General features: G+C 60.8%; 10 protein-coding genes and 1 pseudogene. 8 read left to right on the forward strand and 3 right to left on the reverse strand.

The features are described from left to right. Window positions 1–54: 54 nt before the first annotated feature. From JFT87_RS06615 to JFT87_RS06630, 4 genes are all read left to right on the forward strand, one after another. Window positions 55–3,654: a DUF2339 domain-containing protein gene (locus JFT87_RS06615; RefSeq protein WP_201199859.1), complete on the forward strand. Its 3,600-nt coding sequence runs from the start codon at window positions 55–57 to the stop codon at window positions 3,652–3,654. Continuing rightward, on the forward strand, window positions 3,651–5,024 hold the full coding sequence (locus JFT87_RS06620; protein WP_201199861.1) for a DUF3999 domain-containing protein: 1,374 nt from the start codon (window positions 3,651–3,653) through the stop codon (window positions 5,022–5,024). The genes JFT87_RS06615 and JFT87_RS06620 overlap by 4 nt, the downstream gene beginning before the upstream one ends. 304 nt (window positions 5,025–5,328) lie before the next feature. Then, window positions 5,329–6,339, forward strand: a complete 1,011-nt coding sequence (locus tag JFT87_RS06625; RefSeq protein WP_201199862.1) for a class 1 fructose-bisphosphatase — start codon at window positions 5,329–5,331, stop codon at window positions 6,337–6,339. 4 nt (window positions 6,340–6,343) lie between these two features. Next, window positions 6,344–6,946 (forward strand): DUF924 family protein, encoded by a 603-nt coding sequence (locus JFT87_RS06630; RefSeq protein ID WP_201199863.1) that lies wholly within the window; start codon window positions 6,344–6,346, stop codon window positions 6,944–6,946. Between the two features lie 62 nt (window positions 6,947–7,008). Here JFT87_RS06630 and JFT87_RS28760 read toward each other — a convergent pair whose 3' ends face one another. Together JFT87_RS28760 and JFT87_RS28765 are read right to left on the reverse strand one after the other, a co-directional pair. After that, on the reverse strand, window positions 7,009–7,773 hold the full coding sequence (locus JFT87_RS28760) for a methyl-accepting chemotaxis protein (RefSeq protein WP_413786163.1): 765 nt from the start codon (window positions 7,771–7,773) through the stop codon (window positions 7,009–7,011). A 93-nt stretch (window positions 7,774–7,866) separates the two neighbouring features. Further along, a pseudogene (locus tag JFT87_RS28765) lies at window positions 7,867–8,901 on the reverse strand (HAMP domain-containing protein); the annotation flags it as partial. Between the two features lie 285 nt (window positions 8,902–9,186). On the opposite strand from JFT87_RS28765, the gene JFT87_RS06640 reads away from it, so the two are divergent. Both JFT87_RS06640 and JFT87_RS06645 read left to right on the forward strand, forming a co-directional pair. After that, window positions 9,187–9,441 (forward strand): hypothetical protein, encoded by a 255-nt coding sequence (locus JFT87_RS06640; protein ID WP_054054697.1) that lies wholly within the window; start codon window positions 9,187–9,189, stop codon window positions 9,439–9,441. Window positions 9,442–9,472: 31 nt separating this feature from the next. Then, a complete protein-coding gene (locus JFT87_RS06645) occupies window positions 9,473–10,042 on the forward strand; it encodes a lipocalin family protein (protein ID WP_201199865.1) in 570 nt (189 codons plus the stop codon). A 120-nt stretch (window positions 10,043–10,162) separates the two neighbouring features. On the opposite strand, the gene JFT87_RS06650 is transcribed toward JFT87_RS06645, so the two are convergent. Then, on the reverse strand, window positions 10,163–11,527 hold the full coding sequence (locus JFT87_RS06650; protein WP_201199866.1) for a formimidoylglutamate deiminase: 1,365 nt from the start codon (window positions 11,525–11,527) through the stop codon (window positions 10,163–10,165). A gap of 200 nt (window positions 11,528–11,727) precedes the next feature. Here JFT87_RS06650 and hutC point away from each other — a divergent pair, with 200 nt between their 5' ends. Both hutC and JFT87_RS06660 read left to right on the forward strand, forming a co-directional pair. Then, window positions 11,728–12,396, forward strand: a complete 669-nt coding sequence (hutC, locus tag JFT87_RS06655) for a histidine utilization repressor (RefSeq protein WP_242486376.1) — start codon at window positions 11,728–11,730, stop codon at window positions 12,394–12,396. A 10-nt stretch (window positions 12,397–12,406) separates the two neighbouring features. Further along, window positions 12,407–12,976 carry a HutD/Ves family protein gene (locus JFT87_RS06660; protein WP_201199867.1) on the forward strand — a complete coding sequence of 190 codons (570 nt, stop codon included), beginning with the start codon at window positions 12,407–12,409 and terminating at the stop codon, window positions 12,974–12,976. Window positions 12,977–13,372 lie beyond the last annotated feature (396 nt).

Genomic DNA, 13,372 nt, shown 5'->3' on the forward strand with positions numbered 1-13,372 from the left:
ACACCACAAGGCTTCTGGACTTGCTCGGCAATGGGCCGCTTAGGGATATCGACCATGCAATGGATTTTGATGCTGATTGGCTTGGCGCTGGGCTGGATACTCGACGAGTCGTTCATCGATGCGCTGTTGGGTGCTTTGTTCGGGTTAGGCATTGGCCAAGCCTTTCGCATTGGCCGTTTGGGCAAGCAAGCTGCCGAGCAGCACCGTTTGCTCGAGCAGACGCAGGTGGCGCTCAATACATTGCTGCAACGACTGATATTGCTGGAAGGGGCTGGCTTCAAGGCACCGGAAACCAGTGAGCCAGTTGTCAGTGAGCCCGTCGCATCCCCTGAATTCATTCTCGACGACATCCCCGTCGATCCCCCCGTCGACTCCCCGGAGCTACTCTGGGAACTCCCGCCCGGACTCGAACCGATCACCGCCACGGCCTCCGAAACCAGCCGTCCGCTGCCGGCCGATGTCTGGACGCCGGAACCGATCGCTCGCGAACCGCGACAACCGGCAGCCCCGCGCGAACCTAACGTTTTCGACCGCGCCATCAACGGTGCGCGCAACTGGCTGTTCGGTGGCAACACCGTGCTGCGGGTTGGCGTGGTGCTGTTGTTCCTCGGTCTGGCGTTCCTGCTGCGCTACGCCACCGAAGGCATGGTGGTGCCGATCGAGATGCGTTACGCCGGTGTCGCCGCCAGTGCTTTGGGCTTGCTCGCATTGGGCTGGTGGCTGCGTCATCGCAACAACCAATTTGCGCTGATGTTGCAAGGTACCGGGATCGCCGTGTTGTACCTGACGGTGTTCGCCGCAATGCGCTTGCACCCGATACTCGACCCGACGGCGGCCCTGGGCCTGCTGGTCGCGGTGACGGTGTTCTCGGCGATTCTGGCGATCACCCAGGATTCCCTGGCCCTGGCCTGCGTCGCCGCACTGGGCGGTTTCGCCGCGCCGATCCTGACCTCGACCGGCGCTGGTAGCCATGTCGCGCTGTTCAGCTACTTCGTCTTGCTCAACACCGGCATCCTCGCGATTGCCTGGTTCAAGGCTTGGCGGCCACTCAACCTGATCGGTTTTGTCGGCACCTTTGGCATCGGCTTCGCCTGGGGCGCGCGTTCTTACACGCCGGAGTTGCTGTGGAGCACCGAGCCATTCCTGATTCTGTTCTTCCTGATGTACCTGGGCATTGGCCTGTTGTTTACCCGGCGCAAGTTGTTGGAGATGAGCGACTCGCCTGAAGACGAGAGTCGTCAGGCATTGCTGCACTGGTCGGCGCGCAAGGGCGATTACGTCGACGGCACGATGCTGTTCGGGCCGCCGCTGGTGGGCTTCGGTTTGCAATTCGCGCTGGTCCAGCATCTGGAGTTCGCTGCCGCGTTCAGTGCGCTGGCGCTGGGTATGCTCTATATGGGCCTGGCCCGATTGCTGATGGGCGGTCGCGCCTTGTTGCTGGCGGAAACCTGTCTTGCACTCGGAGTGATCTTCGCCAGCCTGGCGATCCCCTTGGGCCTCGACGCGCGTTGGACTGCTGCGGCTTGGGCGGTGGAGGGCGCGGGGATCTTCTGGCTCGGCCTGCGTCAGCAACGACCGCTGGCTCGCGCTTTCGCCTTGCTGCTGCAACTCGGTTCTGCGCTGGCGTTTCTCAGTAAGTTGCAGACCGGCGAAAGCAGCCTGTTGGACGGTTCGCCACTGGGCGCATTGATGCTCGGCGTGGCGTTGCTGTTCAGCTTCTACCAATTGCGCAAAGCCTTGCCGGAGCAGGCCTCGAAGTGGGAGCGCCAAGGCTTGCCGGTGTTGGCTTGCCTCGGTCTGATGTTCCTTTATTTGCTGGCGCCGCTGTTCTTCCTCACCCACGGCACGGCGATCAGCTGGGCGCTGGCCGGGTTGGCGACGTTGTTTATTGGCCTGCGCCTGCAATCGCGCACGTTCCTGTTCACCGCGTTTGCCGTGCAATTGCTCGGCGGCGCGTTGTTCCTGTTGCGGTTGCACGGGACAAGCGATGGTTCCGCCGCGGTGTTCAGCGCTGGCTGGAGCGGTTTACTCAGTGCCTCGCTGATTGGCCTGGCGTTGATCGCCGGCATGTTGCTGGCAGCCCGCGATGAGATGGTGCGCAACGATGCGCGCTTGCTGCGTGGTTTGTCGGTGATTTTGCTGGCCGGTCTGGTGCTGATCAACCTCGCCGTGCTGTTCGTGCTGCCATGGCAAACCGCGAGTGCGGTGTGGGCCGCCAGCGGTTTGTTCATCATTTGGCTGAGTCTGTACCTCAAGCAGCGCGTGAGTTTTGTCTTCGGTCTGCTGTTGCAGGTGATCGGTGGCGCGGCGTTCCTGTTTGCCGGGCCGGACTTGCTCGGGCCGTTGGCCAGCGAAGGTCTGAAGCCTTTGGCCCACAGCGGTTTCTGGACGCCGCTGGTGCTCGGTTTGGCCGCACTGGTTGGCGCCTGGCGCTTGCAACTGGGCAATCACGGGTCGGCGTTCGATGTACTGAGCCTGAATCGCTTGTCTGAACTGCTGCTGGTGTGGGGCGCAGGCTGGTGGGCGCTGGCGTGGATCAGTGAAGTGCTGCGCTTTGCGCCTGTGGATCTGCAAGCGACCTTGCTGCTGGCGGTCGCGGCACTGAGTGTCGCGCTGTGGACGCTGTTGTCGCTGCGCCTGAAATGGTCGGCGCTGGGCTTGCTCTGCACCTTGCTGATTCCGGCGGCGGGGCTGGTGTTGGTCGCCGCGTGGCATTCGCGCTATCACCCAGCGGCCAACTTCGGCTGGCTGGTGTGGGCGGCGGTATTTGCCGTGCACTTCTTCTCCCTGCGGCGTTTGGCGCCGATGCTACCGGCGCGCGCCCTCAGCACTGCCCATGTGCTCGGCTGCTGGTTGTTGATCGGTGTGCTGGCGCTGGAGCTGCGTTACGGCTTGCTGCTGTTGTCCGAGCAGTACAACGCCTGGCGCTGGTTGGGCTGGGCGATTTTGCCGAGTGTGTATTTGGTGTTGACGGCCGCGCCACGCAACTGGCCATGGCCGGTATCGGCGTATCCGCGCGAATACCGTGTCTACGCGGCGGCGCCGTTGGCCTTGCTGATGCTGGGCTGGTTCTGGTTGGCGAACGGTGTCAGCGACGGCACCGCCGAGCCGCTGCCTTACGTGCCGCTGATCAACCCGCTGGAATTGGGCCTGCTGTTTGCGTTGTTCGGCGTTTACGTCTGGTCGCGCAGCGCGGTGACGCAATTTGCGCTGCCGAAGTTTTACGCCGAGCACGCCACGCAATTGATCGCCGGTGTTTCGTTGTTTGTCTTTTTCTCCGCAGTGGTCACGCGTACGGCCCACCATTGGGGTGGCGTGCCGTTTGAGCTGGATTTGCTGCTCGCATCGATGCAAGTGCAGGCCGGTCTATCGATCGTCTGGACCCTTATGGCGCTGGGTCTGATGATCGGCGGCCACCTGCGGCATCGCCGTGAAGTCTGGCTGATCGGCGCCGCGCTGATTGGCGTGGTGGTGGCCAAACTGTTCTTCATTGAATTGAGTAACCGTGGCGGACTCGCCCGGATCGTCTCGTTTATCGGCGTTGGCGTGTTGCTGCTGGTGGTGGGCTATTTCGCCCCGTTGCCGCCCAAGCGCGTCGAGGCTGCGCCGGATGCTGAAAAACCGGACCCGGAAACCGAAGGAGTGTCGTCTTGAGTCAGAAGCTGAACCTGGGTTGGTTGGGTGCTGTTGCGCTGGGCGTGACGCTGTCCACCAGCGCGCAAGAAAAACCGGCGGACTTCAGCACGCAAGTGCCGTTGTCCGTGAGCGGCGAAGGCCCGTGGTATCGCCTCGAACTACCGTTGAGCGTGCAATTGAACGCGCGGCAGACCGATCTCAGCGACGTGCGTGTATTCAACGCGGCCGGCGAGGCGCAGGCCTATGCCGTGGCCCGGGAAACCGCGCAGTCCGCCGAAAATCGTACCGTGACCGACGTGAAGTGGTTCCCGCTGTACAGCTCGGCAGACGCCACCGAACGTGCGCCGAGCGTGCGCGTGCAATCGAGCGCCAACGGCACGCTGGTGGAAGTGCAGCCATCGACTCAACTGGAGGCCGGCGAAGAAGTGCTGCGCGGCTGGTTGCTCGACGCGAGCGCGATCAAGGCGCCGTTGCAGCAGTTGATCCTCGACTGGACCAGCGAGCGCGAGGGCTTCCAGCGTTTCAGTATCGAAGCCAGCGACGACTTGCAGCATTGGCAGTCGTGGGGCGAAGGGCAGGTGGCGCGGTTGTCGTTTGCCGACGAACGGGTCGAGCAACATGAAGTCGGTTTGCCGGGGCAGTCGGCGCGCTATCTGCGCTTGCTGTGGAACACCCCGCAATCGGCGCCGGTGCTGACTTCGGCACAACTGGAAAGCGCCAGTACCCACAGCCTGCCGCTGCCGTTGGTCTGGTCGCAACCGTTGGCTGGCACCAGCGTGAAGGCCGGTGAATACACCTGGCAGTTGCCGATGGGGCTGAATGTCGAGCGGGTCCAGGTCGACTTGAGCCAGCCCAACAGCCTGGCGCCGGTGACCTTGTCCGGGCGACGCGAGAGCAGTTTGCCTTGGCAGCCACTGAGCAGCGGGTTGCTCTATCGCCTGACCCAAAATGGCCAGGATGTGGTGCAAAACGAATTGCAGTTGCCGGGGCAAACCGTGCAGCAGTTGAAGCTGAGCGTGGATGAACGCGGTGGTGGCTTGGGCGCTGCGGCGCCGACCGTGAAGTTCGCCGTGCGTTCGACGCAAGTGGTGTTTCTGGCGCGTGGCGCCGGGCCGTATACGTTGGCGCTGGGCAGTGCGACAGTGAAGACGGCGAATTTGCCGTTGTCGACGTTGATTCCGGATTACAGCCCGGCCAAATTTGCGACGTTGGGCAAGGCCACGGTTGATGGCGGGGCGGTGGTGACGCCGGTATCGCCAGCGGTTACCACTGCGACGGCTGACACCAACTGGAAGAAGTTCGGGCTTTGGGCGGTGTTGCTGCTCAGTGTGCTGTTCCTGGCGGTGATGGCGGCCAGTCTGTTGCGTAAACCCCCAGCCAAATCCTGAGAATGGCTGGCGCTACGCGCCATTCGCGAGCAAGCCCGCTCCCACAGTGGATCAGCGTTATGACAGAGATTTTGTTCACAACACAGGTCAAATGTGGAAGCGGGCTTGCTCGCGAAGGCGGCTTATCTGCCGGCGAAAATGTTCAGTTTGCCTTCGATCCCCAAACCACATCCGCACCATTTCGAACTACGCTAAACCCCGCGCATGAACTCTATTGGGCGTATCACGTCTGATAGGAGGAAATGCGCCTCGACTCGCGTTAAACTGCGCGGGTTTTTAGCCCCCCATTCCTCCGGAGCCTTCCATGTCCCGCGTTACCCTGAGTCGCTATTTGATTGAGCAGACCCGTAGCAACAACACTCCTGCCGATCTGCGTTTCCTGATCGAAGTGGTGGCGCGCGCCTGCAAGGAAATCAGCCACGCCGTCTCCAAGGGCGCCCTGGGCGGCGTTTTGGGCAGCATGGGCACTGAAAACGTCCAAGGCGAAGTGCAGAAGAAGCTCGACGTAATCTCCAACGAGATCCTGCTCGAAGCCAACGAATGGGGCGGTCACCTGGCCGGCATGGCGTCCGAAGAAATGGACAATGCCTACCAGATCCCGGGCAAATACCCGAAAGGCGCGTACCTGCTGGTATTCGACCCACTGGACGGCTCGTCGAACATCGACATCAACGCCCCGGTCGGTACGATCTTCTCCGTACTGCGTTGCCCGAACGAATACCTGACCCAGAACGAGCCTTTGAATGAAAAGGCTTTCCTGCAACCAGGCACCCAACAAGTAGCCGCCGGTTACGCCATCTACGGCCCGCAGACCATGCTGGTGCTGACCCTGGGTGACGGCGTTAAAGGCTTTACCCTGGACCGTGAAATGGGCAGCTTCGTGCTGACCCATGAAGACATCCAGATCCCGACTTCCACTCAGGAATTCGCGATCAACATGTCCAACCAGCGTCACTGGGAAGCGCCGGTACAACGCTACGTCGGCGAATTGCTGGCTGGCGAAGAAGGCCCGCTGAAAAAGAACTACAACATGCGCTGGGTTGCCGCGATGGTTGCCGACGTGCACCGCATCCTGACCCGTGGTGGCCTGTTCATGTACCCACGCGATAGCCGCGAGCCGTCCAAGCCAGGCAAACTGCGCCTGATGTACGAAGCCAACCCGATGTCGTTCCTGGTTGAACAAGCCGGCGGCGCTTCCACCGATGGTCACCAGCGCATCCTCGACATTCAGCCTGAAGGCCTGCACCAGCGCGTAGCGGTGTTCCTTGGTTCGAAAGAAGAAGTCGAGCGCGCCACGGCTTACCACAAGGAATAAACCCATGACCGCGCCCTGGCAGCCGTTGCTCGAATGGTGGTTCGGATCTTCCGAATCACCTGACGACGTAGCGGCTGACAAGGGCAAGTTGTGGTTCGGCAAGCGCGACAGCCAGGACCTCGAAGCGCAGACGCGTTTCGGGGACTGGGTCGAGCAGGCACTGGCCGGCGGATTGACCGACTGGGCGCAACGCCCTGAAGGTTGGCTGGCTCTGGTGCTGCTACTCGATCAACTCCCGCGAATGATCTTTCGCGACACTCCCAAATCCTTCTCTGGTGATCTCCGGGCCCAAGCCCTGGTGGCACAAGGCATTGCCGCGGATTTTGATCGGCAGTTACGGCCGATTCAGCGGGTGTTCATCTATTTGGTGTTTGAGCATTGCGAGAATCTGGCGGTGCAGAGCGAGGCGGTTTCGCGCTTTATCGAGTTGGTCGCGCAGCAGCCTGAGGCTGACCGGACAGTGTTTGCCGATAATCTGGATTATGCCGAGCGGCATCAGAAAGTGATTGCGCGGTTTGGTCGGTTTCCGCATCGCAATGCGGTGTTGGGGCGCGAGTCTACGGCTGAAGAGTTGGCGTTTCTTTCGGGGCCTGGGTCTCGGTTCTGATTCTTCGTTGCGGCTCAGGCCATCATCGCGAGCAAGCTCGCGATGAGGCCCTCAAGGGCGCGTTAGATCCTGAAGCTACCCACCAACTGCTTCAACCGCGCCGCCTGCTGCTCAAGGTCCGAGCAGGCCCGCAACGTTGCTTGTAAGTTCTCCACCCCTTCCTGGTTCAGCGTGTTGATCTCGGTAATGTCGACGTTGATCGACTCCACCACAGCGGTCTGCTCTTCGGTCGCGGTCGCCACCGACTGGTTCATCCCGTCGATCTCACCGATACGCTGCGTCACGCTGCCCAGGCGCTCACCGGCCTGGTTGGCGATGCCGACGCTGCTTTCGCTCTGGCGCTGGCTGTCGGTCATGGTGCTTACCGCTTCCCGGGCGCCGACTTGCAGTTCTTCGATCATCTTCTGCACTTGCTGCGCCGAATCCTGAGTGCGGTGGGCGAGGTTACGCACTTCGTCCGCCACCACGGCAAAACCGCGCCCGGCTTCACCGGCACGCGCTGCTTCGATGGCCGCGTTCAGTGCCAACAGGTTGGTCTGCTGGGAGATGCTGGTAATCACTTCCAGAATCTGCCCGATGTTCACGGTGTTGCTGTTGAGCGTCTCGATGTTGCCGCACGAATCGCTGATCTTCGCCGACAACTGCTGCATCGCAGCGATGGTTTTATCCACTACCTGCTGACCGTCCTCGGCCAAGGCGCGAGCATCGCTGGAGTGCTGAGAGGCGAGGGCGGCGTTTTGGGCGATTTCCTGGGCGGCGGCGCCGAGTTCGTTGATCGCGGCGGCCACGCTGCTGGTGCGCGAAGATTGCTGGTCGGAGTTGTACATCGACGAGTTCGAGGCCGCGACCACACGCAAGGCCACTTCGTTGACCTGGCCAGTCGCCGAGGCCACTTCGCGGATCGAGGTGTGAATACGTTCCACAAAGCGGTTGAACGAAGTGCCCAAGGCGCCGAACTCATCCTGGCCATGAATGATCAGACGCTTGGTCAGGTCGCCTTCACCTTCGGCGATGTCATGCATTGCGCGGCCCATGGTCAGCAGCGGTTGCATCAGGAAGCTGATCAGCATGCCCAGCAGCGCGATGATGATCACCACGGCGATGACCATGGCAATGATCGCCGAGGTACGGAATTCGCTAAGCATCGAGAACGCGGTGTCCTGGTCGAGCACCAGCGCCACGTACCAGTCCGCCGACGGCACACCGTTGACGTGGGTGAAGGAGATGAACTGGCGCTTGCCGTCAAGCTCGACTTCTTTCATGCCCGGGCTGACTTTTGGCGCGCCGTTCGGGTAGGCATCGGTGAGGGTCTTGAGCACCAGTTTGCTGTCCGGGTGAATCAGGATCTTGCCCTCGGCGCTGACAATAAACGCATGGCCGTGACCGCCGAAGTTCAGCGAGTTGATGATTGCGCTGACGCTGGTCAGGTCAATGTCCGCACCGGCGACGCCGATCATCTGGTTCTCATGCTGCACGGGAGTCGCGACGGTGATTACCAGTTTGCCGGACGACGCGGCGATGTACGGTTCGGTGACGATGGTTTGTCTGGCGCTGTCGGCGGCCTTGTACCAGCCACGGGCGCGCGGGTCGTAATCGGCGGCGCGATTGCCGACTGGAATCGAGGTCATCACGCCTTCGGTGCTGCCGAAGTAGCTCAACTGAAAGTTGCCGGTGTAGGCCGGTAGGTCTATGGCACGTTTCAGGCTGGCCGGGGCGCTGCCATCCACGGCAATCTGCTGGGACAGCGATTGCAGCAATTGGATGCGGCTTTCCAGCCAGGTCTGGATGTTGCTGGTGGTCAGGCTGCCGAGTTCCTGCATCGAGGATTCGGTACTGCTGCGCAGGGTCTGGCGCTGGCGGTAGTCGTTGAAGAGGATGAAACAAGCGAATGCAACGGCCACTACGAGGGCAGCAGCCGACAAGATCTTGTGGCTGAACTTCATGTTTCTGGTCATTAAATGAGCTACCGCGGAGGGGACTGGTCAACAAGGGGAGCGGCAATTTGCCACGCCTGCGGCTTTGCGCTGCTTCTATGTCGACAGGCCTGCGCCAAAGATTAGGCGGATTTTTATGAAAACCGACGAAATGCCCAACAGTGCGAGAAAGTCGCTGATTTATTGGCAAAAGGCAGACGAGCGGCCTGATAAATAGCCGGGCGGTCGGGGAACCAGATGGGGGTTTTCTCTTCTAAGCTTCAGCTTGGCAGCCATGCCATTCCCCTTCGCCCCAGGAGCTACACCATGTCGCTGCGATCTATCGCCTTGCTCTCGTTCTGCGTGTTGTTGGTCGCGTGCAGCAAGGTCAATCAGGAGAACTACTCCAAGCTGTCGGCCGGCATGGCCAAGGCCGAGGTTGAAACCTTGCTGGGTAAACCCGCTGATTGCTCGGGCGCACTGGGCATGTCCAGTTGCACCTGGGGCGACAAAAACAGCTTTATCAGCGTGCAGTATGCCGGTGACAAAGTGCTGATGTTTTCCGGCCAAGGCCTGAAATAAACCGGGGCTATGCGCCCACGGGAGAAAAACAATGAAGCGGTTATTGATAGTCCTTTTTGCCGGCCTGGTATTGGCCGGCTGCGCCTCTTCTGGCGTAGATCCGTTGGCGCCCAAGACCGTCAACAGCGTCAACCTCAAGCGTTACCAGGGCACCTGGTACGAGTTGGCCCGCCTGCCGATGTACTTCCAGCGCAACTGCGCGCAATCGGAAGCCCATTACACCCTTAAGCCTGACGGCAACGTGGCGGTGCTCAATCGCTGCCTGACGCCGGACTGGCAGTGGGAAGAAGCCAAGGGCACGGCTTATCCACAGGTGCCGGGCAAGACCGACAAGCTGTGGGTCGAGTTCGATACCTGGTTTTCGCGGTTGATTCCGGGTACGGCGAAGGGTGAATACTGGGTGCTGTACGTCAGCGACGACTACAAGACTGCCATTGTTGGCGACCCGAGCCGCAAGCACTTGTGGCTGCTGTCACGGACCCCGACGGTCAACGGTGTGGTGCGTGAAGAACTGCTGAGCAAGGCGCGGCAGCAGGGCTACGACACCACGCGGCTGATCTGGCGTGCGTCGGATACGAAGATGGCCAAGACCTCGAACTAAAGGCCGGCAAAGCACCCATGTGGGAGCGGGCTTGCTCGCGAAGGCGGCTTACCAGTCAACGAAGATGTTGAATGTTATGGCCTCTTCGCGAGCAAGCCCGCTCCCACATTTTGTTTGGGTTTAGCCCAGCAGATCGCGCAAGACTTGGGTGAACGCCCGGTTGCTTTCCTCTTCCCCGGCATGACGCCCGTCACGCACAACCCACTGGCCGTTGACCAGCACATCGCGCACCTGGCGATCGCCGCCGGCAAACAACCAGCGATTCAGAATCCCGTCGCCGCTGGCCGTCGCCAGGTATGGATCGTTGCCGTCCAGTACCAGCCAATCCGCACGCTTGCCGACTTCCAGCGCGCCGATCGGCTGCCCCAGCGCCTGAGCGCCGCCATCCAAAGCCGCGTCATACAGCGTGCGGCCAACCATCGGCTGATCCGCGCCATACAAGCGATTACGCCGCTGATCCCGCAGGCGCTGGCCGTATTCCAGCCAGCGCAATTCCTCCACCACACTCAATGACACATGGCTGTCGGAACCAATGCCCATGCGCCCGCCCTGAGCGAGGAAATCCACCGCCGGGAAAATCCCGTCGCCGAGGTTGGCTTCGGTGGTCAGGCACAGGCCGGCGATGGCGCGACTCTTGGCCATCAGCGTGACTTCTTCCGGGTTGGCGTGGGTCGCGTGGACCAGGCACCAGCGCTGATCGACTTCGGTATTTTCATACAGCCATTGCAGCGGACGACGACCGCTCCAGCTCAGGCAGTCATCGACTTCCTTCTGCTGTTCGGCGATGTGAATGTGCACCGGGCACTGCTTGTCGCTGGCGGCCAGCACTTCGCTGATCTGCTGCGGGGTGACCGCGCGCAACGAGTGGAAACACAGACCCAGCGACTGTGCCGGTTGCTGCGCGAGGATCGGCTGCAAGCGCGACTGAAGCTTGAGGTAGTTTTCGGTGCTGTTGATAAAGCGGCGCTGGCCTTCGTTCGGGGTCTGGCCGCCGAAACCGGAGTGGCTGTAGAGCACCGGCAGCAAGGTCAGGCCGATACCGGCGGAGCTGGCCGCCTGGCTGATGCGCAGCGCTAGTTCGGCAGGGTCGGCGTAAGGCTGGCCATTGGTGTCGTGGTGTACGTAATGAAATTCCGCGACCGAGGTGTAGCCGGCCTTGAGCATTTCGATGTATAGCTGGCGGGCGATCACGCCGAGCTGGTCCGGGCTGATTTTTCCGACGAGGCGATACATCAAATCGCGCCAGGTCCAGAAACTGTCGTTCGGATTGCCCGCCACTTCCGCCAGCCCGGCCATGGCCCGCTGGAACGCGTGAGAGTGCAAATTCGGCATACCCGGCAGCAGCGGACCGCTTAGCCGTTCGGCACCATCTGCGTGGGAATCGGCCTGGATATGAGTCAAAACGCCGTCGGCGCTGACCTCAAGACGTACATTGTTGGCCCATCCACTAGGCAGCAGCGCGCGTTCGGCAAAGAAGGCGGACATGGTTCAGCACCCCATCGTGTGTTATTTGTATATACATATACAGACGTTTGCCTGCTCGGTAAACTCCGGCAAGCTAGTAGCCCTCAACAAATGAACAAGGAATAACCGTGACGACTCCGTCTGCCACATTGCCGCCGAATGCCAATCTGAGCGCCAATCTGGGCGACAGTCCGGCGCCCTTGTACGCCCGCGTCAAACAGATGATCACCCAGCAAATCGACAGTGGAAACTGGCCGCCGCACTACCGCGTTCCGTCGGAAAGCGAGCTGGTCAATCAACTGGGCTTCAGCCGCATGACCATCAACCGCGCCTTGCGCGAGATGACCGCCGACGGTCTGCTGGTGCGCATGCAGGGTGTCGGCACCTTCGTCGCCGAACCGAAAAGCCAGTCTGCCCTGTTTGAAGTGCACAACATCGCCGACGAAATCGCCTCCCGTGGCCATCGCCACACCTGCAAGGTGATCACCCTCGAAGAAGAGTCCGCCGGTTCCGAGCGCGCGTTGGCGCTGGACATGCGCGAAGGCCAGAAGGTCTTCCACTCGCTGATCGTGCATTTCGAAAACGATATTCCGGTGCAAATCGAAGACCGTTTCGTCAATGCGCTGGTGGCGCCGGAGTACCTCAAGCAGGACTTCACTCTGCAAACGCCTTACGCCTACCTGAACCAGGTCGCGCCGCTGACCGAAGGCGAACACGTGGTCGAGGCGATTCTGGCCGAAGCCAGCGAGTGCAAATTGCTGCAGATTGAAAAGGGCGAGCCGTGCCTGCTGATTCGTCGCCGCACCTGGTCCGGCCGTCAGCCGGTGACCGCCGCCCGTTTGATCCACCCCGGTTCCCGTCATCGTCTGGAAGGTCGTTTCCATAAATAGAGAGCCATAAATGAGTCAGTTCAAGGTTCTACGCGCAAAAGATTACCCGCGCATGCCGTGGAAAAACGGCGGTGGCAGCACTGAAGAAATCACCCGCGATGCTGGCACCGGTCTCGACGGTTTCGGCTGGCGCCTGTCGATTGCCGATATCGGTGAATCGGGCGGCTTCTCGACGTTCGCAGGCTACGAGCGAGTGATCACTGTGCTGCAAGGCGAGGGCATGACGTTGCGCGTCGATGGCCAGGACACGCGAGCATTGTTACCGCTGGACCCGTTCGCCTTTAGCGGTGAAAGCCAGGTTTCGTGCACTCTGCTCGGTGGGCCGATTCGGGATTTCAACCTGATTTATGCACCAAAGCGCTACAGCGCGCGGTTGCAGTGGCTGGACGGCGAGCAGCGGTTTTTCAGTTCGGCGGGCACGGTGTTGGTGTTCAGCGTCACCGAGCTGCTTGAAGTGAAGGTCGGTAACAGCGATGCACAACTGGGTCGCCATGATTGCCTTCAACTCGACGGTAACGTTGGACTGGTTGAAGTCACCACCAATGCCGCTTGCTGCGTAATCGAACTCCTCCAAAACTGAACACAACCCCTGTGGCGAGGGGATTTATCCCCGTTGGGTCGCGAAGCGGCCTCATTTTCGATTGGAAGAAGCGGGGCTGCTGCGCAGCCCGACGGGGATGAATCCCCTCGCCACAAATGCATTCACACTTCCTGTTCCCAACCTTGCACCAATTTGTTACCGAACGCCCCAGCGTGGCGCAAAACCACGCTCAAGTAACAGCCATCATCCTCGCGCAAAAATCCCCTCGAAAAATTTCATCTCCCGCAAAACCCTTGATCTACGGGCTTTCAGCCCTTCCAAGAGCTTTTCTTGAAGGCCCTTCCAGCAAGTTGGCCGCTTGATTGCATATGCTTGTATGTACAAGTAAAGACGTATGCGTATGAGTCGACCGAGACTCCTCGCAGCGTCCACTGA

Origin of the sequence: Pseudomonas sp. TH15, assembly GCF_016651105.1 — a bacterium.
Classification (GTDB): Bacteria; Pseudomonadota; Gammaproteobacteria; order Pseudomonadales; family Pseudomonadaceae; genus Aquipseudomonas.

Excerpts from the sequence above, each read along its gene's own strand:
- JFT87_RS06615 (WP_201199859.1), top strand. The coding sequence starts at position 55 with ATGCAATGGATTTTGATGCTGATTGGCTTGGCGCTGGGCTGGATACTC.
- JFT87_RS06625 (WP_201199862.1), top strand. The coding sequence starts at position 5,329 with ATGTCCCGCGTTACCCTGAGTCGCTATTTGATTGAGCAGACCCGTAGC.
- JFT87_RS06630 (WP_201199863.1), top strand. The coding sequence starts at position 6,344 with ATGACCGCGCCCTGGCAGCCGTTGCTCGAATGGTGGTTCGGATCTTCC.
- JFT87_RS28760 (WP_413786163.1), bottom strand. The coding sequence starts at position 7,773 with ATGTACAACTCCGACCAGCAATCTTCGCGCACCAGCAGCGTGGCCGCC.
- JFT87_RS06640 (WP_054054697.1), top strand. The coding sequence starts at position 9,187 with ATGTCGCTGCGATCTATCGCCTTGCTCTCGTTCTGCGTGTTGTTGGTC.
- JFT87_RS06645 (WP_201199865.1), top strand. The coding sequence starts at position 9,473 with ATGAAGCGGTTATTGATAGTCCTTTTTGCCGGCCTGGTATTGGCCGGC.
- JFT87_RS06650 (WP_201199866.1), bottom strand. The coding sequence starts at position 11,527 with ATGTCCGCCTTCTTTGCCGAACGCGCGCTGCTGCCTAGTGGATGGGCC.
- hutC (WP_242486376.1), top strand. The coding sequence starts at position 11,728 with ATGATCACCCAGCAAATCGACAGTGGAAACTGGCCGCCGCACTACCGC.
- JFT87_RS06660 (WP_201199867.1), top strand. The coding sequence starts at position 12,407 with ATGAGTCAGTTCAAGGTTCTACGCGCAAAAGATTACCCGCGCATGCCG.